General features: G+C 71.1%; 18 protein-coding genes and 1 riboswitch. Of the genes, 8 read left to right on the forward strand and 10 right to left on the reverse strand.

Features of this window, described 5'->3' with window-relative positions; all coding sequences use genetic code 11:
* Positions 1-141: 141 nt before the first annotated feature.
* Together AB0L45_RS04615 and AB0L45_RS04620 are read right to left on the reverse strand one after the other, a co-directional pair.
* A complete protein-coding gene (locus tag AB0L45_RS04615; RefSeq protein ID WP_365836049.1) occupies positions 142-1,215 on the reverse strand; it encodes a ribonucleotide-diphosphate reductase subunit beta in 1,074 nt (357 codons plus the stop codon).
* 2 nt (positions 1,216-1,217) lie between these two features.
* Entirely contained in the window at positions 1,218-3,671 is a 2,454-nt protein-coding gene (locus tag AB0L45_RS04620) for a ribonucleoside-diphosphate reductase subunit alpha (RefSeq protein ID WP_365836052.1), read from the reverse strand.
* Positions 3,672-3,828: 157 nt separating this feature from the next.
* Positions 3,829-3,969: riboswitch (cobalamin riboswitch) on the reverse strand.
* Between the two features lie 320 nt (positions 3,970-4,289).
* Between AB0L45_RS04620 and AB0L45_RS04625 the strand changes: the two genes are divergently transcribed.
* Entirely contained in the window at positions 4,290-5,657 is a 1,368-nt protein-coding gene (locus AB0L45_RS04625; RefSeq protein ID WP_365836054.1) for a hypothetical protein, read from the forward strand.
* Positions 5,658-5,698: 41 nt separating this feature from the next.
* Entirely contained in the window at positions 5,699-7,066 is a 1,368-nt protein-coding gene (locus tag AB0L45_RS04630; RefSeq protein WP_365836056.1) for a hypothetical protein, read from the forward strand.
* Here the strand turns inward: AB0L45_RS04630 and AB0L45_RS04635 are convergent.
* From AB0L45_RS04635 to AB0L45_RS04660, 6 genes are all read right to left on the reverse strand, one after another.
* Positions 7,056-7,559, reverse strand: a complete 504-nt coding sequence (locus AB0L45_RS04635) for a GNAT family N-acetyltransferase (protein ID WP_365836058.1) — start codon at positions 7,557-7,559, stop codon at positions 7,056-7,058. The two genes, AB0L45_RS04630 and AB0L45_RS04635, sit on opposite strands and share 11 nt — an antisense overlap.
* A 56-nt stretch (positions 7,560-7,615) precedes the next feature.
* Entirely contained in the window at positions 7,616-9,250 is a 1,635-nt protein-coding gene (gene mctP / locus AB0L45_RS04640; RefSeq protein WP_365836060.1) for a monocarboxylate uptake permease MctP, read from the reverse strand.
* The gene (locus AB0L45_RS04645) at positions 9,247-9,522 is read right to left on the reverse strand and encodes a DUF3311 domain-containing protein (RefSeq protein WP_365836062.1); all 276 of its coding nucleotides are present in this window, start codon (positions 9,520-9,522) and stop codon (positions 9,247-9,249) included. The genes mctP and AB0L45_RS04645 overlap by 4 nt, the downstream gene beginning before the upstream one ends.
* A 171-nt stretch (positions 9,523-9,693) precedes the next feature.
* A complete protein-coding gene (locus AB0L45_RS04650; protein ID WP_365836361.1) occupies positions 9,694-9,891 on the reverse strand; it encodes a YbdD/YjiX family protein in 198 nt (65 codons plus the stop codon).
* A 14-nt stretch (positions 9,892-9,905) separates the two neighbouring features.
* Positions 9,906-12,062, reverse strand: a complete 2,157-nt coding sequence (locus tag AB0L45_RS04655) for a carbon starvation CstA family protein (RefSeq protein WP_365836063.1) — start codon at positions 12,060-12,062, stop codon at positions 9,906-9,908.
* A gap of 140 nt (positions 12,063-12,202) precedes the next feature.
* Positions 12,203-12,961, reverse strand: a complete 759-nt coding sequence (locus AB0L45_RS04660; RefSeq protein ID WP_365836363.1) for a GntR family transcriptional regulator — start codon at positions 12,959-12,961, stop codon at positions 12,203-12,205.
* Positions 12,962-13,305: 344 nt separating this feature from the next.
* Here AB0L45_RS04660 and AB0L45_RS04665 point away from each other — a divergent pair, with 344 nt between their 5' ends.
* The 4 genes from AB0L45_RS04665 to AB0L45_RS04680 all read left to right on the forward strand — a co-directional run bounded on the left by AB0L45_RS04665 (position 13,306) and on the right by AB0L45_RS04680 (position 18,138).
* Positions 13,306-14,538, forward strand: coding sequence for an extracellular solute-binding protein (locus tag AB0L45_RS04665; protein ID WP_365836365.1), 1,233 nt, complete (start codon positions 13,306-13,308; stop codon positions 14,536-14,538).
* 239 nt (positions 14,539-14,777) lie between these two features.
* Entirely contained in the window at positions 14,778-15,764 is a 987-nt protein-coding gene (locus AB0L45_RS04670; RefSeq protein WP_365836065.1) for a sugar ABC transporter permease, read from the forward strand.
* Positions 15,761-16,591, forward strand: a complete 831-nt coding sequence (locus AB0L45_RS04675; protein ID WP_365836067.1) for a carbohydrate ABC transporter permease — start codon at positions 15,761-15,763, stop codon at positions 16,589-16,591. Before AB0L45_RS04670 ends, AB0L45_RS04675 begins: the two co-directional genes overlap by 4 nt.
* Before the next feature lie 8 nt (positions 16,592-16,599).
* Positions 16,600-18,138 (forward strand): glycoside hydrolase family 3 protein, encoded by a 1,539-nt coding sequence (locus AB0L45_RS04680; protein ID WP_365836069.1) that lies wholly within the window; start codon positions 16,600-16,602, stop codon positions 18,136-18,138.
* A gap of 424 nt (positions 18,139-18,562) precedes the next feature.
* On the opposite strand, the gene nagB is transcribed toward AB0L45_RS04680, so the two are convergent.
* Entirely contained in the window at positions 18,563-19,345 is a 783-nt protein-coding gene (nagB, locus tag AB0L45_RS04685) for a glucosamine-6-phosphate deaminase (protein WP_365836071.1), read from the reverse strand.
* Between the two features lie 416 nt (positions 19,346-19,761).
* Here nagB and AB0L45_RS04690 point away from each other — a divergent pair, with 416 nt between their 5' ends.
* Positions 19,762-20,874, forward strand: coding sequence for an SIS domain-containing protein (locus AB0L45_RS04690; RefSeq protein WP_365836074.1), 1,113 nt, complete (start codon positions 19,762-19,764; stop codon positions 20,872-20,874).
* Entirely contained in the window at positions 20,871-21,605 is a 735-nt protein-coding gene (locus tag AB0L45_RS04695; protein ID WP_365836076.1) for a hypothetical protein, read from the forward strand. The genes AB0L45_RS04690 and AB0L45_RS04695 overlap by 4 nt, the downstream gene beginning before the upstream one ends.
* Before the next feature lie 18 nt (positions 21,606-21,623).
* Here AB0L45_RS04695 and AB0L45_RS04700 read toward each other — a convergent pair whose 3' ends face one another.
* Positions 21,624-22,379 (reverse strand): glucose 1-dehydrogenase, encoded by a 756-nt coding sequence (locus tag AB0L45_RS04700; protein WP_365836078.1) that lies wholly within the window; start codon positions 22,377-22,379, stop codon positions 21,624-21,626.
* Positions 22,380-22,423 lie beyond the last annotated feature (44 nt).

Genomic DNA, 22,423 nt, shown 5'->3' on the forward strand with positions numbered 1-22,423 from the left:
AGTGGGCGAGTCGGGGCAGGGTTGCCGTCGTCCGCCCGTTGTCATCGACTCATCAAATCGGGTCCGGATTCGTCGGACATAAATAAACGGACGGTGCCGGTCCGCACGTGCGGACCGGCACCGTCCGGCAGTCCCGAAGACTCAGAACTCGTCGTCGAAGGAGACCGAGCCCTCGACGGCGACCTGGTAGGCCGAGGCGCGCCGCTCGAAGAAGTTCGTCAGCTCCTGGACGTTCTGCAGCTCCATGAAGGAGAACGGGTTCTCCGAGCCGTACACCGGCGCGAAGCCCAGGCGCTGCAGACGCTGGTCGGCGACGCACTGGAGGTACTCGCGCATCGACTCGGTGTTCATGCCCGGCAGGCCGTCACCGCACAGGTCCCGGCCGAACTGCAGCTCGGCCTCGACGGCCTCCTTGAGCATGTCGGTGACCTGGCGCTCCAGCTCGTCGTCGAAGAGGTCCGGCTCCTCCTCGCGCACCGTGTCCACGACCGAGAACGCGAAGTTCATGTGCATGGTCTCGTCGCGGAAGACCCAGTTGGTGCCGGTCGCCAGGCCGTGCAGCAGGCCGCGCGAGCGGAACCAGTACACGTACGCGAAGGCACCGTAGAAGAACAGGCCCTCGATGCAGGCCGCGAAGCAGATCAGGTTCAGCAGGAAGCGGCGGCGGTCGGCCTTCGACTCCAGGCGGTCGATGGACTCGACCGAGTCCATCCACTTGAAGCAGAACTCGGCCTTCTCGCGGATGGAGGGGATGTTCTCCACCGCGGCGAACGCGGCGGCGCGGTCGTCCGGGTCGGGCAGGTAGGTGTCCAGCAGCGTCAGGTAGAACTGGACGTGCACGGCCTCCTCGAACAGCTGCCGGCTCAGGTAGAGCCGCGCCTCGGGGGAGTTGATGTGCTTGTACAGCGTCAGGACCAGGTTGTTCGCCACGATCGAGTCACCGGTCGCGAAGAACGCGACCAGCCGGCCGATCATGTGCTGCTCGCCGGGCGACAGCTTGGCGAGGTCGGCCACGTCGGAGTGGAGGTCGACCTCCTCCACCGTCCAGGTGTTCTTGATCGCGTCCCGGTACCGGTCGTAGAAGTCCGGGTAGCGCATCGGACGCAGGGTCAGCTCGAAGCCCGGGTCGAGGAGGTTCTTGCTGCCGGTGGTGGCGGTGTGCGAGGCGGCCGCGGTCGTCTCGGGCGTGTCGGTCTTCTCGGGTGCGGTAGTCATGATTACTGGCATGCCTCGCAGGACTCGGGGTTTTCCAGGGAGCAGGCGACGGCCTCAGGATCGGCCGCCTGAGCGGGTACGGGAGCGGTCTGCGCGCCCCCGCCCGTGCCGCGCGCGGACTGGGCGATACGGGTCGCCGGACGCGAGCGGAGGTAGTACGTGGTCTTGATGCCGCGCTTCCAGGCGTACGCGTACATCGAGCTGAGCTTGCCGATGGTCGGGGACGCCATGAACAGGTTCAGCGACTGGCTCTGGTCGAGGTAGGGCGTACGGTCCGCCGCCATGTCGATCAGCGCGCGCTGCGGGATCTCCCAGGCCGTGCGGTACAGCTCGCGGGTCTCGGCGGGGATCCAGTCCAGCTCCTGCACCGAGCCGTTGGCCTCGCGCAGCGCGTCCCGGGTCCGCGCGTCCCACAGCCCGAGCGCCTTCAGCTCCTCGATCAGATACGCGTTGACCTGGAGGAACTCGCCCGACAGCGTCTCGCGCTTGAACAGGTTGGACACCTGCGGCTCGATGCACTCGTACACGCCCGCGATGGACGCGATGGTGGCGGTCGGCGCGATGGCCAGCAGCAGCGAGTTGCGCATACCGGTCGCCGCGATACGGGTACGCAGCGCCGCCCACCGGTCCGCCCAGCGCGGCTCGGCGTTCGGGTAGTGGTCCGGGTGCAGCACGCCGCGGGCCGTACGGGTCGCGGACCAGGCCGGGTGCGGGCCGTGCCGCTCGGCGAGGTCGGCGGACGCCTCGTACGCGGCGAGCATGATCCGCTCGGAGATCCGGGTGGACAGCTCCTTGGCCTCGGGCGAGTCGAAGCGCAGCCGCAGCCGGAAGAAGACGTCCTGGAGGCCCATCAGGCCCAGGCCCACCGGGCGCCAGCGGGAGTTGGAGGCGCCGGCCTGCTCGGTCGGGTAGAAGTTGATGTCCACCACGCGGTCGAGGAAGGTCACGGCCGTACGGACGGTGGCGTCCAGCCGCTCCCAGTCCATCGCCTCCTCCCAGCCGTCGGCCTCATTGCCCAGGTGGGCGGCGAGGTTGACCGAGCCGAGGTTGCAGACGGCCGTCTCGCCGTCGTCGGTGACCTCCAGGATCTCGGTGCACAGGTTCGAGGAGTGCACGACCTTGCCGGGCTCGGCGGTCTGGTTGGCGGTGCGGTTGGCGGCGTCCTTGAAGGTCATCCAGCCGTTGCCGGTCTGCGCGAGGGTGCGCATCATCCGGGAGTACAGGACGCGGGCCGGGACCTGCTTGACGGCGCGCCCCTCGGCCTCCGCCTTGCGGTACGCGGCGTCGAACGCGTCGCCGTACAGGTCCACCAGCTCGGGCGCGTCGCTGGGGGAGAACAGCGACCAGTCGGCGTCGGCCTCGACGCGGCGCATGAACTCGTCGGGGATCCAGTGCGCGATGTTCAGGTTGTGGGTGCGCCGGGCCTCCTCACCCGTGTTGTCACGCAGCTCCAGGAACTCCTCCAGGTCCGCGTGCCAGGTCTCCAGGTAGACACAGGCCGCGCCCTTGCGCCGGCCGCCCTGGTTCACGGCCGCGACCGAGGCGTCCAGGGTGCGCAGGAACGGCACGATGCCGTTGGAGTGGCCGTTGGTGCCGCGGATCAGCGAGCCGCGGGCCCGGACCCGGGAGTACGACAGGCCGATGCCACCGGCGTGTTTCGACAGGCGCGCCACCTGGTGGTAGCGGTCGTAGATCGAGTCCAGCTCGTCCAGCGGGGAGTCCAGCAGGTAGCAGGAGGACATCTGCGGGTGCCGGGTGCCGGAGTTGAACAGCGTCGGCGAGGACGGCAGGTACGAGAGCGTGCTGGTCAGACGGTACAGCTCGGCGACGTCGGCCACGGCCCGCTCGCTGTGGTCCTCGGCCAGGCCGCAGGCCACCCGCAGCAGGAAGTGCTGCGGGGTCTCGATCACCTGGCGGGAGATCGGGTGGCGCAGCAGGTAGCGGGAGTGCAGGGTGCGCAGGCCGAAGTAGCCGAAGCGGTCGTCGGCGCCGTCCGCCAGGGCGCGCTCGACCAGCTCGTCCAGGCGCGCCGCGTGGGTCCGTACGAACTCCGCCGTGCTGTCGGCGATCAGGCCCTCGCGGTGCCCGGCGGCGACGGAGGCGGAGAAGGCGACCGCCCCCTCCGCGGCCGCCTCCTCCGCGATGGCACGGGTCAGCAGGCGGGCGGCCAGCTTGGAGTACTGCGGCTCGTCGCCGATCAGGCCGGCCGCGGCCTCCATGGCCAGCGAGCGCAGCTCGGCCTCGTCGGAGCCGGGGTGGCGGCCGCGCAGCGCGGCGGCGGCGATCTTGCCCGGGTCGGTGGCGGGCAGGTCGGCGGTGAGGTCGGTCAGCGTGCGCAGCAGGGCGGTGCCGGGGCCGTCCGTGGCCTGGCCGCCGGTGCCCTGCTGGGGCTGCGTGTCCTTCGCGGGCTGCGCGACCTGCTCGGCTGCTGCGGGCTCCGTTGGCGCGATGGTCACGTGCTGCTCTCCCTCACTCGGCGGGGGCCTGGGGAGGGCACGGCGGCGCGTGCGGGCGTGCGGCACCCCCGGTACGGCAAGGGGTGCGCGGGCACACCGCGCAGCGTCCACCGGTCCAACCCGCGAGACCCGGACGTATCGACGACCGCGCCGGTCCTGGCGCGGGCGTGCTGTGGGCAGGTCTTCGGACTCACGGGTGCGGTTTGCGCACTACGTACACCGTTGCGGGACAGTTCCGGATTCGCACCGGATTCCCCTGCGACGACAGCGAGCACGAGCATACATCTTGTGCCGCCCCGTGCACCCACCCCCATATCTTGTGTCGCGTTGGCGCGGGGTTGTCCAAAGCCGTGGTATTCGGGGGCTGATCCGGGCGCGTTCCCAGGAGGGTTCGGGGCCTACGGGAGGGTGTCACGAGGCCGCCGCGGAGCCGTTCCCGGGGGGTTCCGGGCCTGTTCCCGGGCCGTTCGGGGCGGCCTGGACGGGGGCTGATGCAGGGGGCGTATCGGTGGCGCGGAATGCCCCTGACGCGTTGACCGGGACTCCTGGAAGCGTATTGGCTCCTTGTCTGCTCCGTCGCCGGCGGGGCGGGTGGGGGTCGTGGGTGAGGGGGGAGACATGCGAAAAGCAGGTACGGCGCGTGGCGCGGTGCGCGCCGTGGGGCTGGTGGCGGGAGCGTGTGTCGTGGTGGGGGTGATACCCGCGTCGTCGGCGGCTGCCCCGGGGCGGGTGGCTGTCGCGGGGCGGGTGGCGCCGGCCACCGAGCGGGTCAGTGTCGCCGCGGACGGGACGCAGGGAAACGGTTTTTCCGGGGATCCGCGGCTCAGCGCGAACGGGCGGTTCGTGGCATTCACCTCGGAAGCCACCAATCTGGGGCCCACGGACACCAACGGCCACCAGGACGTCTACGTCAAGGATTTACGGACGGGAAAGGTCGACCTGGTCAGCGTCGCCGGTGACGGCACGCGCGGCGACGCCCTCTCCGGCTCGCCCGAGATCAGCGCCGACGGGCGGTACGTCGCTTTCCACTCCGGCGCGACGAACCTGGTTCCCGGCGACACCAACGGCGAGGGCGACGTCTTCGTCCACGACCGCCGCACCGGGCGCACGGTGAGCCCCACCGCGGGCGCCGGGAAGTCCCCGTACGGGTACGGGGTCCAGAACTTCGCCCTCAGCGGCGACGGGCGCCGGCTCGCCTTCGGGTCCTACCGCCCGGACCTGGTCCCCGGCGACACCAACGAGCGCCTGGACATCTTCGTCCACGATGTGCAGGCGGGAACGGTGAAACGGGTGAGCGTGGCGAGCGACGGCAGCCAGGCGAACGGCGCCTCCGCCTTCCCGTCGATCAGCGCCGACGGCCGCCGGGTCGCGTTCACCTCGAAGGCGACCGATCTCGTCCCCGCCGGGCCCGGCTTCCGCCGCCCGCCGCCGCAGGACCCCCTGTACGTCCACGACCTGGCCACCGGGCGGACCCGGGCGGCGAGCCTGAGCACCACGGACGCCGTGGTCGGCGTGTCCCCGTTCCCCCGGCTCAGCCCCGACGGCCGGTACGCGGTCTTCTCCGCCGTGGCCGACGACGTGGTGCCGGGCGACACCAACGGCACGTACGACCTCTTCGCCCGCGACCTGGAGCAGGGCACCACCCGGCTGCTGTCCCGCGCGCACGACGGCGCCCAGGGCAACGGCTGGTCCTCCGACGGACGCCTCAGCGCGGACAACCGGCGGCTCTTCTTCACCTCCGCGGCCACCAACCTGGTGCCCGGCGACACCAACGGCCAGGTGGACGGCTTCGTGCGCGACCTGCGCACCGGGCACGTCGAGCGGATCGACGTCGGTGCGGACGGCGGCCAGTCGGCGTCCTGGACGAACATCGCCGCCCCTGACGCCACCGGGCGGCTGGCGGCCTTCGACGCGCGCGACGACGGGCTGGTGCCCGGCGACACGAACGGGACGGGCGACGTGTTCGTCCGGCGGCTGGAGCACTGACGTACCGACGCAGCGCCGTACCCACCAGGAGGGAACCCACCATGAGGACCACCCGCACCACCGTCCGGAGACTCGCCACCGTGACGGGCGTCTGCGCGCTCGCCGCGCTGCTGCCCGCCGCCCCGGCCGGCGCCCGGACCGCGCCGCCGTCCGGCACCGAGCGGGTCAGCGTCACTGCCGAGGGGGCGCAGGCCGACGGCGGTTCGTCCGCGTCGGCGATCAGTGCCGACGGCCGGTACGTCACCTTCGTCTCCGAGGCCACCGACCTCGTCCCCGGCGACACCAACGGGCAGCCGGACATCTTCGTCAAGGACCTGCGCACCGGTGCCGTCGAACGCGTCGACGTGGCGAGCGACGGCACCCAGGCCGACTCCTGGTCCCTGACGCCCTCCCTCAGCGCCGACGGCCGTTACGTGGCCTTCGAGTCGAACGCGGCCAACCTCGTGCCGGGCGACACCAACGCCGACACCGACATCTTCGTCCGCGACCGCCGGACCGGACGCACCGAGAGCGTCACCCTCGACGGGAAGCCCCCGCAGGGCAGGCAGGGCTCCCAGATGCCGGTGATCAGCGCCGACGGCCGGTACGTGGCGTTCGCCTCCAGCCGCGAGGACCTGGTGCCCGGCGACACGAACAAGGCCCAGGACATCTTCGTACGTGACCGCAGGACCGGCACCGTGACGCGGGTGAGCGTCTCCGTCAACACCGGCGAGCAGGCCACCGGCCCGTCCGCGAACCCGGTGCTCAGCTACGACGGCCGCAAGGTCGGTTTCACCTCCAAGGCGGTCAACCTGCCCCCGGCTTCGGCCCCGGCCGCCCCCGACGGGACCGGCCCGCGCCGGCCGCGCAGCTACCCGTTCTTCCTGCACGACCTGGACACCGGCCGCACCAGCGTGGCGAGCCTCAGCTCGGCCGGCGAGACGGTCGGCGCCTGGAACGCCTCGCTCAGCCCCGACGGCCGCCACGCGGTCTTCTCCAGCCAGTACGGGGACGTGGTGCCCGGCCATCCGACGGGCCACGCCGACCTGTTCGTCCGGGACCTGGCCAAGGGCACGACGGAGCAGCTGACCTACACCTACGACGGCAAGCAGCCGCAGGAGGGCCGTTCCGACCACGGCGTCCTGTCCGCGGACAACCGCCGCCTGTTCTTCCAGTCCTCGGTCCCGGACCTGGTGCGGGACGACACCAACGGCGCGCAGGACATCTTCGTACGCGACCTGCGCACCGGCACCACCGAACGGGTCAGCGTCGCCACCGACGGCACCCAGGCCCAGGCCTGGTCCGCCAACGCCTCCACCGACGCCACGGGCCGCGTCGTCGCCTTCGACTCCGACGCGGCGGACCTGGTCCCGGGCGACACGAACGGGGCCTCGGACGTGTTCGTGCGCCGCTCCCGCCTCACTCCGTGAGATCGGCGCTGAACGCCCACAGCCGGACGCCCGGCACCGGATCCCAGTCCCGCTCGGGTATGCGCGTGAACCCGAGGCGTCCGTACACACGGTGGGCGTTCTCGACGGTCGGCAGCGCGGAGAGCACCATGCGGGACAGACCGAGGGAGCGGGCGCGGTCCATGCAGGCGCGTACCAGTGCCTCGCCGATGCCGCGTCCGCGGCCGGCGGGGGCGACGGCCAGCATCCGGAACTCACCCTCGTCAGGGCCGGCTATCTCGGCGTACGGGCTGCTGGGGGCGGCGAAGGTCACCGCCCCCAGCACCGTGCCGTCCGCGTCGACCGCCGTCAGCACCTCCGCGTGCCCGGCCCGGTGCGCGACGTCGCGCAGCTTGCCCGTATACGGGTCGTCGGCTCCGAACGCCAGCAGTCCGTCCGCCGCGTAGGCCGCCACGAGGAGCGCACCGATCGCGTCGAACTCCGCCGGCCGTGCGGCCCTGATCGTGATGTCCATGAGCCAAGTGTGCACCGGGGGTGTGACAACGCCCCCGGCACCACCCGCGACCCGCTTCAGTGCCCGGCCGGCACGCCCGCCGTGACCGGCGGCAGGTCCGCCTGGACGCCCTTGTCGCCCACGTCCGCCGTGTAGTCCTCCGGCGACGTCTCGTCGACGCCGTCCGGGGCCTTCGTGGCGCGCAGGATCACCGTGAGGACCATGGTGACCAGGACGTTCAGGACGAACGCGGTCAGCCCGATGTACCCGACCTCGCCGATGCCGGGGATCTCCGCGCTGGAGCCGCCGAAGTGCTTCTGCGTGGGGCTGGCCACCCCGTACGCCGCGAGCGTGCCGTAGACCATGCCGACCGCCCAGCCGGCCAGCAGCGCCCAGCGGTGGAACCAGCGGGTGAACAGGCCGCCGACCAGGGCGGGCATGGTCTGGAGGATCCAGATGCCGCCCAGCAGCTGGAAGTTGATCGCGACGGTCTTGTCCATCGTCAGGACGAAGACCAGCGCACCGACCTTGACCAGCAGTGACACCAGCTTGGCAACCTTGTGCTCCTGCGCGGGCGTGGCGCCGGGCTTGAGGAAGTCCTTGTAGATGTTGCGGGTGAACAGGTTCGCCGCGGCGATGGACATGATCGCGGCCGGGACGAGGGCGCCGATGCCGATCGCGGCGAAGGCGACGCCCGTGAACCAGTCGGGGAACATGTCCTCGAAGAGCTGCGGGATGGCCAGCTGCCCGTTCTGCACCTTGATCCCGGCCGCCACCGCCATGAAGCCGAGCAGCGCCAGCAGGCCCAGCATCAGGGAGTACAGCGGCAGGATGGTGGTGTTGCGGCGGATCACGTTCCGGCTGCGGGAGGACAGCGTCGCGGTGATCGAGTGCGGGTACATGAACAGCGCGAGCGCCGAGCCGAGGGCCAGCGTCGCGTACGCCCACTGCGCGTTCGGCCCGCTGGCCAGTTCCCCGCGCGGCTTGCCGGTCGCCGGGTTCTTCTGGGCGAACGCGTCCTGGGCGACCGCGAAGATGTGGTCGAAACCGCCCAGCTTGATCGGGATGTAGATGATCGCGACGGCGATGACCAGGTAGATCAGCCCGTCCTTGACGAACGCGATCAGCGCGGGCGCCCGCAGCCCGGAGGAGTACGTGTACGCCGCCAGCACGCCGAAGGCGATCAGCAGCGGCAGGTCCTTGACGAACCAGTGGGTGTTCTCGCCGCCGCCGACGCCCATCACGTCCAGCACGGCCTGGATGCCGACCAGTTGCAGCGCGATGTACGGCATCGTGGCGAGGATGCCGGTGAGCGCCACGGCCAGCGACAGCCCCTTGGAGCCGAACCGGCCGCGCACGAAGTCGGAGGTGGTGACGTACCCGTGCTTGTGCGAGACCGACCACAGGCGGGGCAGGAAGGTGAAGATCAGCGGGTAGACGAGGATCGTGTACGGCACCGCGAAGAAGCCGGCCGCGCCCGCCGCGTAGATCGCCGCGGGCACCGCGACGAAGGTGTACGCGGTGTACAGGTCGCCGCCCAGCAGGAACCACGTCACCCAGGTGCCGAAGCTGCGCCCGCCCAGCCCCCACTCGTCGAGGTTGTCGGACTCCGCGGCCTTGCGCCAGCGCGCCGCCAGGAAGCCCATGACCGTCACGGCCACGAAGAAGAAGATGAAGACGGCGAGCGCGACGCCGTTCACGCCGTCCTTCACCGCGACGCACCCCCCTTGCGCAGCCGCTGCTCACGCTGGACCAGCTTGTAGGCGACCATGGTGAGCGCGGTCGAGATCAGCACCCACAGCATCTGGTACCAGTAGAAGAACGGGATGCCGATGAGCGTCGGCTCCACCTTGGCGTACGAGCTCACCCACAGCATCGCCACGAAGGGCGCGACCAGGCACAGCCCGGCGATCACGCGCGTGGGCGTGACGACCGGGGCGGCTCTGCCCGCTGGTGTTCCGGCTGATTCGGACGGCTCTGGCATGGCCGTGGCTCCGTTCCCTGGCGGTCCCTTGGTGATCACGCGTGTAATGGGCAGGAAATCTAAGCCAGGGAAGTTGCGCGCGTCACTACCTGTCCGCATATCGGTACGGCAACGACGCCGAGCGGCGGGGCCGCGGCCACCCGCCGTCCCGGCCGTCGGCGCCCCGCCGGCTCAGCAGCAGCGGAAGCCGGAGCGGGGGTCGCCCTCGCGCGCGGCGGCCCGCCGTCGCTCGAACTCCCGGCGGCTGGGAACCGGCGCGTCGGGCGCGTGCTGCCGGACCTGTGCGACGTAGCGCTCGTACGCGCTCTCGCCGGTCAATTCCCGTACGTACCAGCGGATCCAGCGCAGCCCGCGCCGGACCGCGGCCACCGCCGGCCCTCCGCTCACGACCCGCCCCGCTCCGCCGCCGCCAGCTCCGCCTTCTCCTCCTTGGAGGCCACCAGCCCGGCGGGCGCGACGATCGCCGACCTGACGTACGGGGCTTCGCTCAGCCGGGACGCGGCCGGGTCGCGCAGGTGGCGTACGCACACCCGGGCCGCGTCCGCGATCACCACGACGATCAGCAGGGCGAGGACGGCCGACAGCACGCCGTCCACCGTGGAGTTGGTGACAACTGTGTGCATGTCGCTCATGTTCTTGGCGGGCGGCAGCACCTTCCCGGCGTCGACGGCGTCCTGGTAGACCGCGCGCTGGGTGAAGAACCCGACCTTGGGATCACCGGAGAAGACCTTCTGCCAGCTCGCGGTCAGCGTCACGGTGGCGTCCCAGGCGAGCGGAATGCCGGTGATCCACGCCCACTTGAGGCGGCCGGACTTCACCAGCAGGGTCGTGCAGACGGTCAGCGCGACCGCCGCCAGGAGCTGGTTGGCGATGCCGAAGACCGGGAAGAGCTGGTTGATGCCGCCGAGCGGCTCATGCACGCCGACCCACAGGAAGTAACCCCACAGTGCCACCACGGCCGCGCTGCACAACACCAGCCCCGGTTTCCAACTCACCCTGCGGAACGGCTTGTAGACGTTGCCCAGCATGTCCTGGAGCATGAAGCGGCCCACCCGGGTGCCCGCGTCCAGCGCCGTGAGGATGAACAGCGCCTCGAACGTGATCGCGAAGTGGTACCAGAACGCCTTCATCCCGGCACCGCCGAACGCCCGCGAGAAGATGTCCGCGACTCCCACGGCGAGGGTGGGCGCACCGCCCGTACGGGACAGCAGGGTGTGCTCCTCCACCGCCTTGGCCGCGGCCGCCAACTGGTCGGGGGAGATGCTGTACCCGAAGTGTGCGACGGCCTGGGAGGCCGACTGGACGGTGTCGCCGATGACGCCGGCCGGCGCGTTCATCGCGAAGTACAGCCCGGGGTCGATGATCGACGCCGCCACCAGCGCCATCACCGCGACGAACGACTCCATGAGCATCGACCCGTAGCCGATCATGCGGATCTGGGTCTCCTTCTGCACCATCTTGGGCGTGGTGCCGGAGGAGATCAGGGCGTGGAAGCCGGAGAGCGCGCCGCAGGCGATGGTGATGAAGACGAACGGGAAGAGCGAGCCCGCGAAGACCGGACCGTCACCGCGCCCGGCGAAGTGGGTGACCGCGTCCATCTTCAGGTTCGGCAGCGTGACCAGCACGCCGGCCGCCAGCAGCCCGATCGTGCCGATCTTCATGAAGGTGGAGAGGTAGTCGCGGGGCGCCAGCAGCGTCCACACCGGCAGGACGGACGCGATGAACCCGTACGCCACCAGCCAGATCACCAGCGTCTTCGGCTCCAGCGTGAAGGTGCCGGCCCACGAGGAGTCGGCCACCCAGCGGCCCGCGACCAGCGCGAGGAGCAGCAGCGCGACGCCGATCAGGGAGACCTCGGTGACCCGGCCCGGGCGCAGCACGCGCAGGTAGAAGCCCATCAGCAGGGCGATCGGGATGGTCATGCCGATGGAGAAGGTGCCCCACGGGGACTGCGCCAGCGCGTTGACGATGACCAGTGCCAGCACGCCCAGCAGAATGATCATGATGGCGAAGGCGGCGAGCAGCGCGGCGGCCCCGCCGACCACCCCGATCTCCTCGCGCGCCATCTGGCCCAGCGACCGGCCGTCGCGCCGGGTGGAGAAGAACAGCACCACCATGTCCTGCACGGCACCCGCGAACACCACGCCGACGATGATCCAGATGGTGCCGGGCAGATACCCCATCTGGGCGGCCAGCACCGGCCCGACCAGCGGCCCGGCGCCCGCGATGGCCGCGAAGTGGTGGCCGAGCAGCACCCGCCGGTCGGTGGGGTGGAAGTCCACGCCGTCGTTCAGCCGCTCGGCGGGGGTGGCCCGGGTCCGGTCGACGCGGAGCACGCGGGTGGCGATGAAGCGGGCGTAGAAGCGGTAGCCGATGGCGTACGAGCCGAGGGCGGCGGCCACCATCCAGGCCGCCGAGACCTGCTCGCCGCGGGACAGCGCGAGCAGCGTCCAGCCGGCCGCGCCGACCAGCGCCACGGCCGTCCACAGGGCGATCTTCCGGGGATTGGCGGCGCTTCGGGTCCGGCCTGTAGGGCGCACCTGTACGTCCTCCCGTCGACGCGACGACGGAAGGACCGTAGAGGCAGGAGGGCGGCTCGCGCCATACCCCGGCCGGCGGTGCGTCGGGCCCGGGACGTACGGCCGCGGGTGCGGACCGCACGTCCCGGGCCCGGCTTCCGTCAGTCGGCCGGGCGCCGCAGCCGGGCCACGAACTTGTACCGGTCGCCGCGGTAGACCGAGCGCACCCACTCCACCGGCGCGCCCTCGGCGTCCAGCGAGTGCCGGGAGAGCATCAGCATCGGCAGGCCCACGTCCGTACCGAGCAGACCGGCCTCACGCGGGGTGGCCAGCGACGTCTCGATGGTCTCCTCCGCCTCGGCGGGCCGGACGTCGTAGACCTCGGACAGCGCCGTGTAGAGCGAGGCGTACTTGACGAGATTGCGGCGCAGCGCGGGGAAGCGCTTCGCCGACAGGTGGGTGGTCTCGATGGCCATCGGCTCGCCACTGGCCAGCCGCAGCCGCTCGATCCGCAGCACGCGGCCGCCGGCCGCTATGTCCAGCAGGCCGGCCAGCCGGTCGTCGGCGGTGACGTAGCCGATGTCCAGCAGCTGCGAGGCCGGCTCCAGGCCCTGGGCCCGCATGTCCTCGGTGTAGGAGGTCAGTTGCAGGGCCTGGGAGACCTTGGGCTTGGCGACGAACGTACCCTTGCCCTGGATGCGTTCCAGCCGTCCCTCGACGACCAGTTCCTGGAGGGCCTGGCGTACCGTCGTACGGGATGTGTCGAACTCCGCCGCGAGGGTCCGCTCCGGAGGGACCGGCGTGCCCGGGGGCAGCGTCTCGGTGATCTCCAGCAAGTGGCGCTTGAGGCGGTAGTACTTGGGCACACGGGCGGTGCGTGCGCCGCCGCCGTTGTCCGCACTGCCCCCGTCGGTCTCCATGACCCGCCTTTCCGACTCCTGTCGCGCTGCCGTCACCGGCTCCTCCGTACGTAGCGGCTCATCGTGGCACGGGTGAGATCCCGATGCTCCCTTGCTGGTCCGTGCCCGCTCGCAGGCCTGACGCCAACGTAGCGTCTGCCCTGCGGACGGACGCCGCTACCGCGGCGACAGGCCCCAGATGTCGGTCCGGTAACGGACCTGACAGCGACTCTTATACACCCTTGACACCCCAAAAGGTCTAGGCCAAGCTGCGGGCACTGGTCTAAACCATTAAAGACCACTCACGGTTTTCAGGGGAGAGCGCAATGAAGCGTGGACTCATAGCGGCGACGGCAGTCGCGGGAATGTTGGTGAGTGTCGCTGCCTGTGGGTCCGGCGACAGCAAGTCGGCGGGGGCCTCGGACTTCAAGGGCAAGAAGCTCATCGTCTGGGTGATGGACGGCTCCAACCCGGCCCAGTGGACCAAGCAGGTCTCCGAGGACTTCAAGAAGAAGACCGGCGCCACGGTCGAATTCCGCGTCCAGCAGTGGAACGGCATCCAGCAGAAGCTGACCACCGCCCTCTCCGAGGACAGCCCGCCCGACGTCGTCGAGATCGGCAACACCCAGACCGCCGCGTACGCCAAGGCCGGCGCGCTCGCGGACCTGGGCGACCTGAAGAAGGAGATCGGCAAGGACTGGTCCGACTCCTTCAACAAGGCGGCCATGGCCGACGGCAAGCAGTACGCCCTCCCCTGGTACGCGGGCAACCGCGTCGTGATGTACAACAAGAAGATCTGGGCCCAGGCGGGCATCAAGGAACTGCCCAAGACCCGCGCCGAGCTCTTCAAGGCGTTCGACACCATCAAGCAGAAGACCGACGCCGAGCCGCTCTACCTCCCCGGCCAGAACTGGTACTTCTTCGACGGCCTGACCATCGGGACCGGTGCCGACCTGGTCAAGAAGGAAGGCAGCAAGTGGGTCTCCAACCTCGGTGACCCCAAGATCTCCAAGGCCATGGACATCTACAAGCAGTACCAGGCCTTCAGCACCGCCCCCAAGAACAAGGACGAGGCCACCCCGCAGCAGGCGGAGATCTTCTCCAAGGGCAAGACCGGCGCCATCATCGCCATGGGCTACGAGGGCCCCACGGCCGTGAAGGCCAACCCGGCCATCAAGGACGACATCGGCTTCTTCCCCATCCCGGGTGAGACCGCCGACAAGCCCGAGGGCGTCTTCCTCGGCGGCTCCAACTTCGCCGTCGCCGGCGGCGGCCAGAACCAGGAACTGGCCAAGGAGTTCCTGAAGGTCGCGCTGTCCAAGAAGAACGACGCGCAGATGGTCAAGGAGGTCGGCTGGAGCCCGAAGTCCCCCGACCTCGCGGACGCCGCCAAGGGCAACCCGGCCGCCGAGGCCGCCGCGCCCGGCGCCGCCAAGGCCGGCGGCACCACCCCGCTGATCCCCGAGTGGGCCCAGGTCGAGAACACCCCGAACCCGATCAAGAGCTACATGACCGCGGTGCTCAACGGCAAGGCCCCGGCGGACGCCGCCAAGGACGTCGAAGGCGAGATCAACAAGCGGCTCGCCCAGAAGCAGTGACCGGCGGCGTGCCCCGCGATCCGGTCCGTACGGAACCGCGCGGCACGCCTCGGCACCAGTGAACGCGGTCCCCGCGACGCCAGGTCGTGTCTTTCGGATCAGCCGGGCCCAGGATGATCCGAAAGACGCGGCCTGGTCGCGGGGGCCGCCACCGTACGGGTTCCGTACGGGAGCCGGCCGTCCCGGCCCCCGTACGGAACCGACCAGCGTGAGCACGACCAGGTGATGGGGAGCGGGACATGTCAGTGCAGATCGAGGACGCGGTCAAGGACTCCGCGCCGCGGATCGGCAAAGGCGGCGCCCCGCCGCCGCCCGGACGCGGCCGCGGGACCGGCCGGGCCGCCAGAAGCGCCCCCTACCTGCTGCTGATCCCGGCCCTGGCCGCCACCGCGGTCTTCCTGGGCTGGCCCATGGTGCGGAACCTGATCATCTCGTTCCAGAACCTGAACATGAAGCAGCTGATCCAGCACCTCACCGAGTGGCGCGGATTCGGCAATTACGCCGAGATCCTCGGCGGCGAGCAGTTCTGGCGGGTCACCCTCCGCACCATCGTCTTCACCGCCGTCAACGTCACCCTGATCATGGTGCTGGGCGTGCTGATCGGCCTGCTGCTGGCCCGACTCGGCAAGAAGATGCGCCTGACGCTGTCCGTCGCGCTCGTACTGACCTGGGCGATGCCCGCCATCGCCGCCACCACCGTCTTCCAGTGGCTCTTCGACGCCCGCTACGGCGTCGTGAACTGGGTGCTGGACGCGCTGGGCTGGCACTCCATGCGGCACTACGACTGGGTCGGCAGCCAGCTGTCCACCTTCTTCGTCATCACCGTACTGATCGTCTGGCAGTCGCTGCCGTTCGTGGCCCTGAACCTCTACGCCGCGACCACCACCATCCCCAAGGAGCTGTACGAGGCCGCCCGGATGGACGGCGCCGGCACCTGGAAGGTCTTCACCAGCGTCACCTTCCCCTTCCTCAAGCCGTTCTTCCTGGCGACGACGTTCCTTGAGGTCATCTGGGTCTTCAAGGCGTTCCCGCAGATCTTCGCGATCAACGAGGGCGGCCCGGACCGGCTCACCGAGACCCTGCCGATCTACGCCTTCACCGAAGGCGTCGGCAACCTCCACTTCGGCATGGGCGCGGCGATCTCGCTGCTGACGATCGTCGTCCTGCTCGCCATGACCGCGTACTACCTGCGACTGACCCTGAAGCAAGAGGAGGACGAGCTGTGAACCGCTCACTGCTCGGCCGCATCTGGCCCAACGCCGCGGCGATCGTGCTCGCCCTCGGCTTCGTCTTCCCCGTGTACTGGATGTTCACCACGGCCTTCAAGCCGAACGGCGACATCATCACCGAGGACCCGGTGTGGTTCCCGTTCCACGGCACCTTCGAGCACTTCTCGACCGCCGTGAACGCCCCGAACTTCTGGACGCTGGTGGGCAACTCCGTCACCGTCACCGTGCTGGCGGTCGGCCTCTCCCTGCTGATCGCGCTGTGCGGCTCCTTCGCCATCGCGCGGATGCGCTTCAAGGGCCGCAAGGGGATCATCCTGACCTTCATGGTCGCCCAGATGGCGCCCTGGGAGGTCCTGGTCATCTCGGTCTACATGATCGTGCGCGACGCCGACATGCTGAACAGCCTGGTGCCGCTGACCTTCTTCTACATGCTCATGGTGCTGCCCTTCACCCTCCTGACGCTGCGCGGCTACGTCGCCGCCGTGCCCAAGGAGCTGGAGGAGTCCGCGATGGTCGACGGCTGCACCCGCAGCCAGGCGTTCGTGAAGATCATCTTCCCGCTGCTGGCGCCCGGCCTGATGGCCACCTCGCTGTTCGGCTTCATCACCGCGTGGAACGAATTCCCCCTCGTGCTGGTGCTCAACAAGGAGCCGGACAAGGGCACGCTGCCGCTGTGGCTCTCGCAGTTCCAGAGCCAGTTCGGCGACGACTGGGGCGCCACGATGGCCGCCGCCTCCATCTTCGCCGTACCCATCCTGGTCCTGTTCCTGTTCCTGCAGCGCAAGGCGGTCAGCGGACTGACCGCCGGCGCAGTGAAGGGATGACGCGCGCCATGACGACCCTCCTGCACCCCGCCGACACCCTCACCCGCGACGCGCTCACCGTCCTCCAGCCCGGATTCACCGGCACCTCGGCCCCCGACTGGCTGCTGCGCCGGCTCGGCGAGGGCCTCGCCTCGGTGGGCCTGTTCGGACGCAACGTCGCCTCACCCGAACAGCTCGCCGCGCTCACCGCCCAGCTGCGGGCCGAACGCGAGGACATCCTCGTCGCCATCGACGAGGAGGGCGGCGACGTCACCCGCCTCGAAGTACGCGGCGGCTCCTCCTTCCCCGGCAACCTCGCCCTGGGCGCGGTCGACGACACCCGGCTCACCCACGACGTGGCCCGCGAACTGGGCCGCCGCCTCGCCGAATGCGGCGTCAACCTGAACTGGGCGCCGTCCGCCGACGTCAACTCCAACCCGTCCAACCCGGTCATCGGCGTCCGGTCCTTCGGAGCCGACCCCCAGCTGGTCGCCCGGCACACCGCCGCGTACGTCGAAGGGCTCCAGTCCGCCGGCGTCGCCGCCTGCGCCAAGCACTTCCCCGGCCACGGCGACACCGCCGTCGACTCCCACCACGACGTACCGCGCATCGCCGCCGGACTGCGCACCCTCCAGGAACGCGAACTGGTGCCCTTCCGGGCCGCCATCGCGGCCGGCACCAAGGCCGTGATGAGCGCGCACATCCTGCTCCCGGCCCTGGACGGCACCCTGCCCGCCACCCTGAGCCGCAACGTGCTCACCGGCCTGCTGCGCGCGCCCGCCTCCGAGGGCGGCCTGGGCTTCGACGGGCTGATCGTCACCGACGGCATGGAGATGCAGGCCATCTCCGCGACGTACGGCATCGAGCGGGGCAGCGTCCTGGCCATCGCGGCCGGTGCGGACGCCATCTGTGTCGGCGGGGGACTGGCCGACGAAGCCACCGTGCTGCGGCTGCGTGACGCCTTGGTGAGGGCGGTACGTGACGGAGAGCTGTCGGAGAAGCGGCTCGCCGACGCGGCGGCGCGGGTCCGTGCGCTGGCACGGTGGACCCGGAGTGCGGGCGCGGCACCGGGGGCCCTCCCTGGGGAGCGAGGGGTCGCGCCCGCACCCGAGGCCGGCCTCGTCGCGGCCCGCCGCGCCCTGCGCATCACCCGCAACGGCCCGTACGAGCCCCTCACCGCGCCCGCCTACGTCGCGGCCTTCACCCCCGTCGCCAACATCGCCGTCGGCGACGAGACCCCCTGGGGCGTCGCGGCCGAACTGGCGCGCCTGGTGCCCGGGACGGAGACGGGGACGTACGGGAACAACGGCACGGCCGGGACGGCCGCCCGGATCGCCGAGGTGCTGCGGGCCGCGGGGGAGCGGCGGATCGTCGCCGTCGTACGCGACGCCCACCGGCACGCCTGGATGACCGACGCCCTCGACGCCCTGCTCGACGCCCGCCCGGACACGGTGGTCGTCGAGATGGGCCTCCCGCAGGCGCCCCCGCGCGGCGCCCTGCACATCGCCACCCACGGCGCGGCCCGCGTCTGCGGCCGCGCCGCCGCGGAGGTCATCGCGGGCGACTGAACCCCCGCCGGGCCGCGGAAGGGGAGCCGCGGCCCGGCGGGACACATGGCTGGGGGTACCGCGACCGGCGAGGGCATTCCCCTGGCGAGGGGTTCCCCTGGCCGGCCGGGGCTTTCCGGCCGGCGTACGACACGGCTTGGCCGGGGTGCCTGTGGGGGCACCCCGGCCAAGCCGTGTTCATGGCGGTTTGCCGGCCGCCAGTGTGCTGTCCGCAGTGCACGGTCTGCGGGGCCGCGGGGTCGCCGGTTTGCGGGATCTGCGCCGGGGTTGCGGGATCTGCGGGTCCGCGGGTCTGCGGATCCGCGAGGTCGCGGGTTGGCGGGGTCTGCGGGGCCGCGGGTTGGCGGGGTCTGCGGATCCGCGAGGTCGCGGGTCTGCGGGGCCGCGGGGTCGCGGGTTTGTGGGTCCGCTGTCCGTGTTCGGTCTACAGCCCCTGCCACTCCGGCTTGGCGGCGTACGTGGCGCGGAAGTAGTCCGCCAGCTTGAGCTTGGACGCGGCGGCCTCGTCCACCACGACCGTGGCGTGCGGGTGCAGCTGGAGCGCCGAGGCCGGTACGAGCGCCGAGACCGGGCCCTCCACGGACTGCGCCACGGCGTCCGCCTTGCCTTCGCCGGTGGCGAGCAGCACCAGGTGGCGGGCCTCCAGGATGGTGCCGATGCCCTGGGTGATGACGTGGTGCGGCACCTCCTCCAGGCTGTCGAAGAACCGGGCGTTGTCCTCCCGGGTCTGCTGGGTCAGCGTCTTGATGCGGGTACGGGACGCCAGCGAGGAGCACGGCTCGTTGAAGCCGATGTGCCCGTCGGTGCCGATGCCCAGCAGCTGGAGGTCCACGCCGCCGGCCTCGGCCAGCGCACGGTCGTACGCCTCACAGGCCGCCTGCACGTCCTCGGCGGTGCCGTCGGGCCCCATGAACGCGTCCTCGCCGAGCCCCAGCGGCTCGACGACCTCGCGCAGCACCACGGAGCGGTACGACTCGGGGTGCCCGGCCGGCAGCCCGACGTACTCGTCGAGCTGGCAGATGCGGGCCCGCGAGACGTCCACGCCCCCGCCGCGGACCTTGTCCGCCAGCGCTTCGTAGACGGGCAGCGGAGTCGATCCAGTGGCCACACCCAACAGCGCCTCGGGCTTACGGCGCACCAGGGCGGCCATGGCCTCCGCGATCAGCTCGCCGCCTGCCTTGGCGTCCGGGACGATGACAACTTCCACGCTTTGCCTGCCGATCTGGAGAATGGACTCGTGTGGTATAGACCAATCTACCAGAGCGGGCCCCTCCGCCCCCGGCGGCATCAGGCGACCCGCGACTGAACAGTGGGGGAACCGCGGGAGAGCGGTGCGGGCGGTAGAGGGCGGTGGAGGGCGGCGGCGGGCCGCGGGGGCGGGGAGGCGGGGCGGGTGCGGACCGTGGGGCGGGGGCGGGCCGTGGGTGGGCGCGGGGCCGTGGGGCGGACCGGTCCGTGCCGCGCGGCGGGGTACCCGTCGAGCGGCGGGGTACGCGCCGAGCGGCGGGGTACGCGCCGAGCGGCTGGGTACGCATGACGGGTGTGCGGCGGACGCGCACAGGAGCTCCGCCGGACGCCGCGCGAGCGACAGGCAGGTACGACGGTCCCCGGAAGGCGGTCAGCATGCCCGGCACGGTGAACCGCACACGGAACGACACCCCCGACGACCGGCGCCCCGGCCGCCACATGGCCGCCGAGATGGCCGAACAGCCCGACGTCCTGCGCCGCATCCTCGCCGAGGGCGCAGCGCGCATCCGCACCGTCGCCGAGCAGGTCGCCGCCCGCCGGCCGCGGTTCGTCCTGTTCACCGCACGCGGCACGTCGGACAACGCGGCGCTCTACGCCAAGTACCTCTTCGAAGTGCGCCTCGGCAAACCCTGCGGCCTCACCTCCATGTCCACGACCACCGCCTACGGGGCCCGGCCCGACCTCACGGACTGCCTGGTCGTCACGGTCAGCCAGTCCGGCGGCTCGCCCGACCTCGTCGCGTCCACCCGGGCCGCCCGCGAGGCCGGCGCGATCACCCTCGCGGTGACCAACAACGCCGGCTCCGCACTCGCCGGCGTCAGCGAGTTCCACATCGACATCCTGGCCGGCCCGGAACGCGCCCTGCCCGCCACGAAGACGTACACCGCCGAACTCCTCGCCCTCTACCTCTTCGTCGACGGCCTGCGCGACAGCTGGGGCCACCCCGGCCCGCACGCGGCGGGCGACCTGGCCGCCAAGGCGCTGCCGGACCTCGCCGAGTCCGTCCTCGCCCGCCACGACGAGGTCAAGGCCCTCGCCGCCCGCTACCGCTTCGCGGAGCGCATGGTGCTCACCTCCCGTGGTTACGGCTACCCGACGGCCAAGGAAGCCGCCCTGAAACTCATGGAGACCAGCTACATCCCGGCCCTCTCCTACTCCGGCGCCGACCTCCTGCACGGCCCGCTCGCCATGGTCGACAACATCTCCCCGGTGATCGCGATCGTCACCGACGGCAAGGGCGGCGAGGCGCTGCAGCCTGTCCTGGAGCGGTTGCGCGACCGCGGCGCCGACCTGGTCGTCATCGGCAGCCACACCGAGGTCGGGCGGGCCGCGGCCGGCTTCGCCCTGCCCACCGACGGTGTGGCCGAAGAACTCCAGCCGATCCTCGAAATCCTCCCCCTCCAGATGCTCGCCTACGAAGTGACCCTCGCCCGAGGCCAGGACCCCGACGCCCCCCGCTCCCTGGCCAAGATCACGGAGACCCATTGACGTCCGATCCCCAGAAAGGGCCCTCCTTCTTCGTCGGGTACGGCAGGCGTATGCGGATGGGGTGGCTCGACCTCTGGGTGGGGCGATGGGCGGAGGCGCTGTTCCCCGGAATGGTGCGGCGCGTCCTGGCAGGGGCGGAGCCGCAGCCGCGCCGGCTGCCGCGGCGGGTGCTGACGGTCGTCTCGGCCGATGCCGACACCACCGCCGGTGTCGGTGCGGTCCGGATCGTGTGGCGCCCGAAGTCCGCCGGGGCACGTGAGCAGACCGTGCTCCTTGAGCGGTACGAAGGGCGGTGGAGGTATGTGGGCGGCGGCGGCAGTGGCCCGGTGGAGGAGCCCGTCGACACCGGCATGCTCGATGTCGGCTCCGGCGGAGGTGCGCTCAGCCACACCCGTCGTCAGGACCCGTCACACTCCGCGGCCGTGGGTCCGTACATCTGCTGGGCCGGGATCCACGTAGGGCAGGAGGTCGCCCGTCTTCTCGTCGGCGACCGTCTCGTCGGCGGCCGTCTCGTCGGCGGCCGTCTCGTCGGCGGCCGTCTGGTCGGCGACCGCCGGACCGCCGCACCCGGCCGGCGCAGACTCATCGTCGTCTGGACGGCCGCCCACCTGGGCCGGGGCACTCGCCCCCGCATCGTGGCTCTCGGACGCGACGGCACGGAACTCTCCCGCCTCGGCCCTCACGACAGCCTGGACACCCACACCTGGGCACGGCTGAGAGAGGAGGCGTAGGCCGTCGGCCCGCGTCCGTCAGAGCAGCGCACCCCCCGCCGCATCGATCCACTGACCGGTGATCCAGCGGCTGTCGTCCGAGGCGAGGAAGGCGACGATGTCACCGATGTCGCGGGGGTCGCCGACCCGGCCCAGGGGGGATATCTCCTCGGATGTCCGCCATGCGGCGGGATCGTTGCGGAGCCAGCCCGCGTTCATGTCCGTGTCGACCACGCCCGGGGCGACCGCGTTGACCGTGATGCCGCGGGGGCCGAGGTCCTTGGCGAGGGTCGAGGTGAAGACGTCGATGGCGCCCTTGGTCATGGAGTAGGCGATCAGCTCGGGAGCGGCGGCGCCGTGGGTGAGGACCGTCGAGATGTTGATGATGCGGCCGCCGTCGCGCAGACGCTCCAGACCCAGCTGGGTGACGAAGAACGGGGCCTTCGTGTTGACCGCGAAGACCTGGTCGAAGTCTTCCTCGGTCACATCCGGCAGAGCGGCGCGCCGGCCGGCCGTGCCGGCGTTGTTGACCAGGATGTCCAGGCCGTCCGCCTGCGCGTCGAACGCGGACCACAGGGCGGCGGCATCGCCCGGTACGCCCAGCTCGGCCTGGATGGCGAAGGCCCGGCCGCCCGTCTCCTCGATCGCCGCCACCGTCTCCTTCGCCGCTGCCTCGTCGCGCCCGTAATGCACCGCGACCAGTGCGCCGTCCCGTCCCAGTCGCTCGGCGATCGCCCGGCCGATGCCCCTGCTGCCGCCCGTGACCAGCGCTGTCCTGCCCGTGAGCACGCCCATGGCCGCGCCCCCCTTTCTTTAGCGGTTGCTATAGAAAGAACCGT

The sequence above is a fragment of the Streptomyces sp. NPDC052496 genome (assembly GCF_040679095.1).
In the GTDB taxonomy this organism is placed as follows: domain Bacteria; phylum Actinomycetota; class Actinomycetes; order Streptomycetales; family Streptomycetaceae; genus Streptomyces.

Coding starts and splice junctions, on each gene's coding strand:
- AB0L45_RS04615 (WP_365836049.1), bottom strand. CDS start 1,215: ATGACTACCGCACCCGAGAAGACCGACACGCCCGAGACGACCGCGGCC.
- AB0L45_RS04625 (WP_365836054.1), top strand. CDS start 4,290: ATGCGAAAAGCAGGTACGGCGCGTGGCGCGGTGCGCGCCGTGGGGCTG.
- AB0L45_RS04630 (WP_365836056.1), top strand. CDS start 5,699: ATGAGGACCACCCGCACCACCGTCCGGAGACTCGCCACCGTGACGGGC.
- AB0L45_RS04635 (WP_365836058.1), bottom strand. CDS start 7,559: ATGGACATCACGATCAGGGCCGCACGGCCGGCGGAGTTCGACGCGATC.
- AB0L45_RS04645 (WP_365836062.1), bottom strand. CDS start 9,522: ATGCCAGAGCCGTCCGAATCAGCCGGAACACCAGCGGGCAGAGCCGCC.
- AB0L45_RS04660 (WP_365836363.1), bottom strand. CDS start 12,961: ATGGAGACCGACGGGGGCAGTGCGGACAACGGCGGCGGCGCACGCACC.
- AB0L45_RS04665 (WP_365836365.1), top strand. CDS start 13,306: ATGTTGGTGAGTGTCGCTGCCTGTGGGTCCGGCGACAGCAAGTCGGCG.
- AB0L45_RS04670 (WP_365836065.1), top strand. CDS start 14,778: ATGTCAGTGCAGATCGAGGACGCGGTCAAGGACTCCGCGCCGCGGATC.
- AB0L45_RS04680 (WP_365836069.1), top strand. CDS start 16,600: ATGACGACCCTCCTGCACCCCGCCGACACCCTCACCCGCGACGCGCTC.
- AB0L45_RS04690 (WP_365836074.1), top strand. CDS start 19,762: ATGCCCGGCACGGTGAACCGCACACGGAACGACACCCCCGACGACCGG.
- AB0L45_RS04700 (WP_365836078.1), bottom strand. CDS start 22,379: ATGGGCGTGCTCACGGGCAGGACAGCGCTGGTCACGGGCGGCAGCAGG.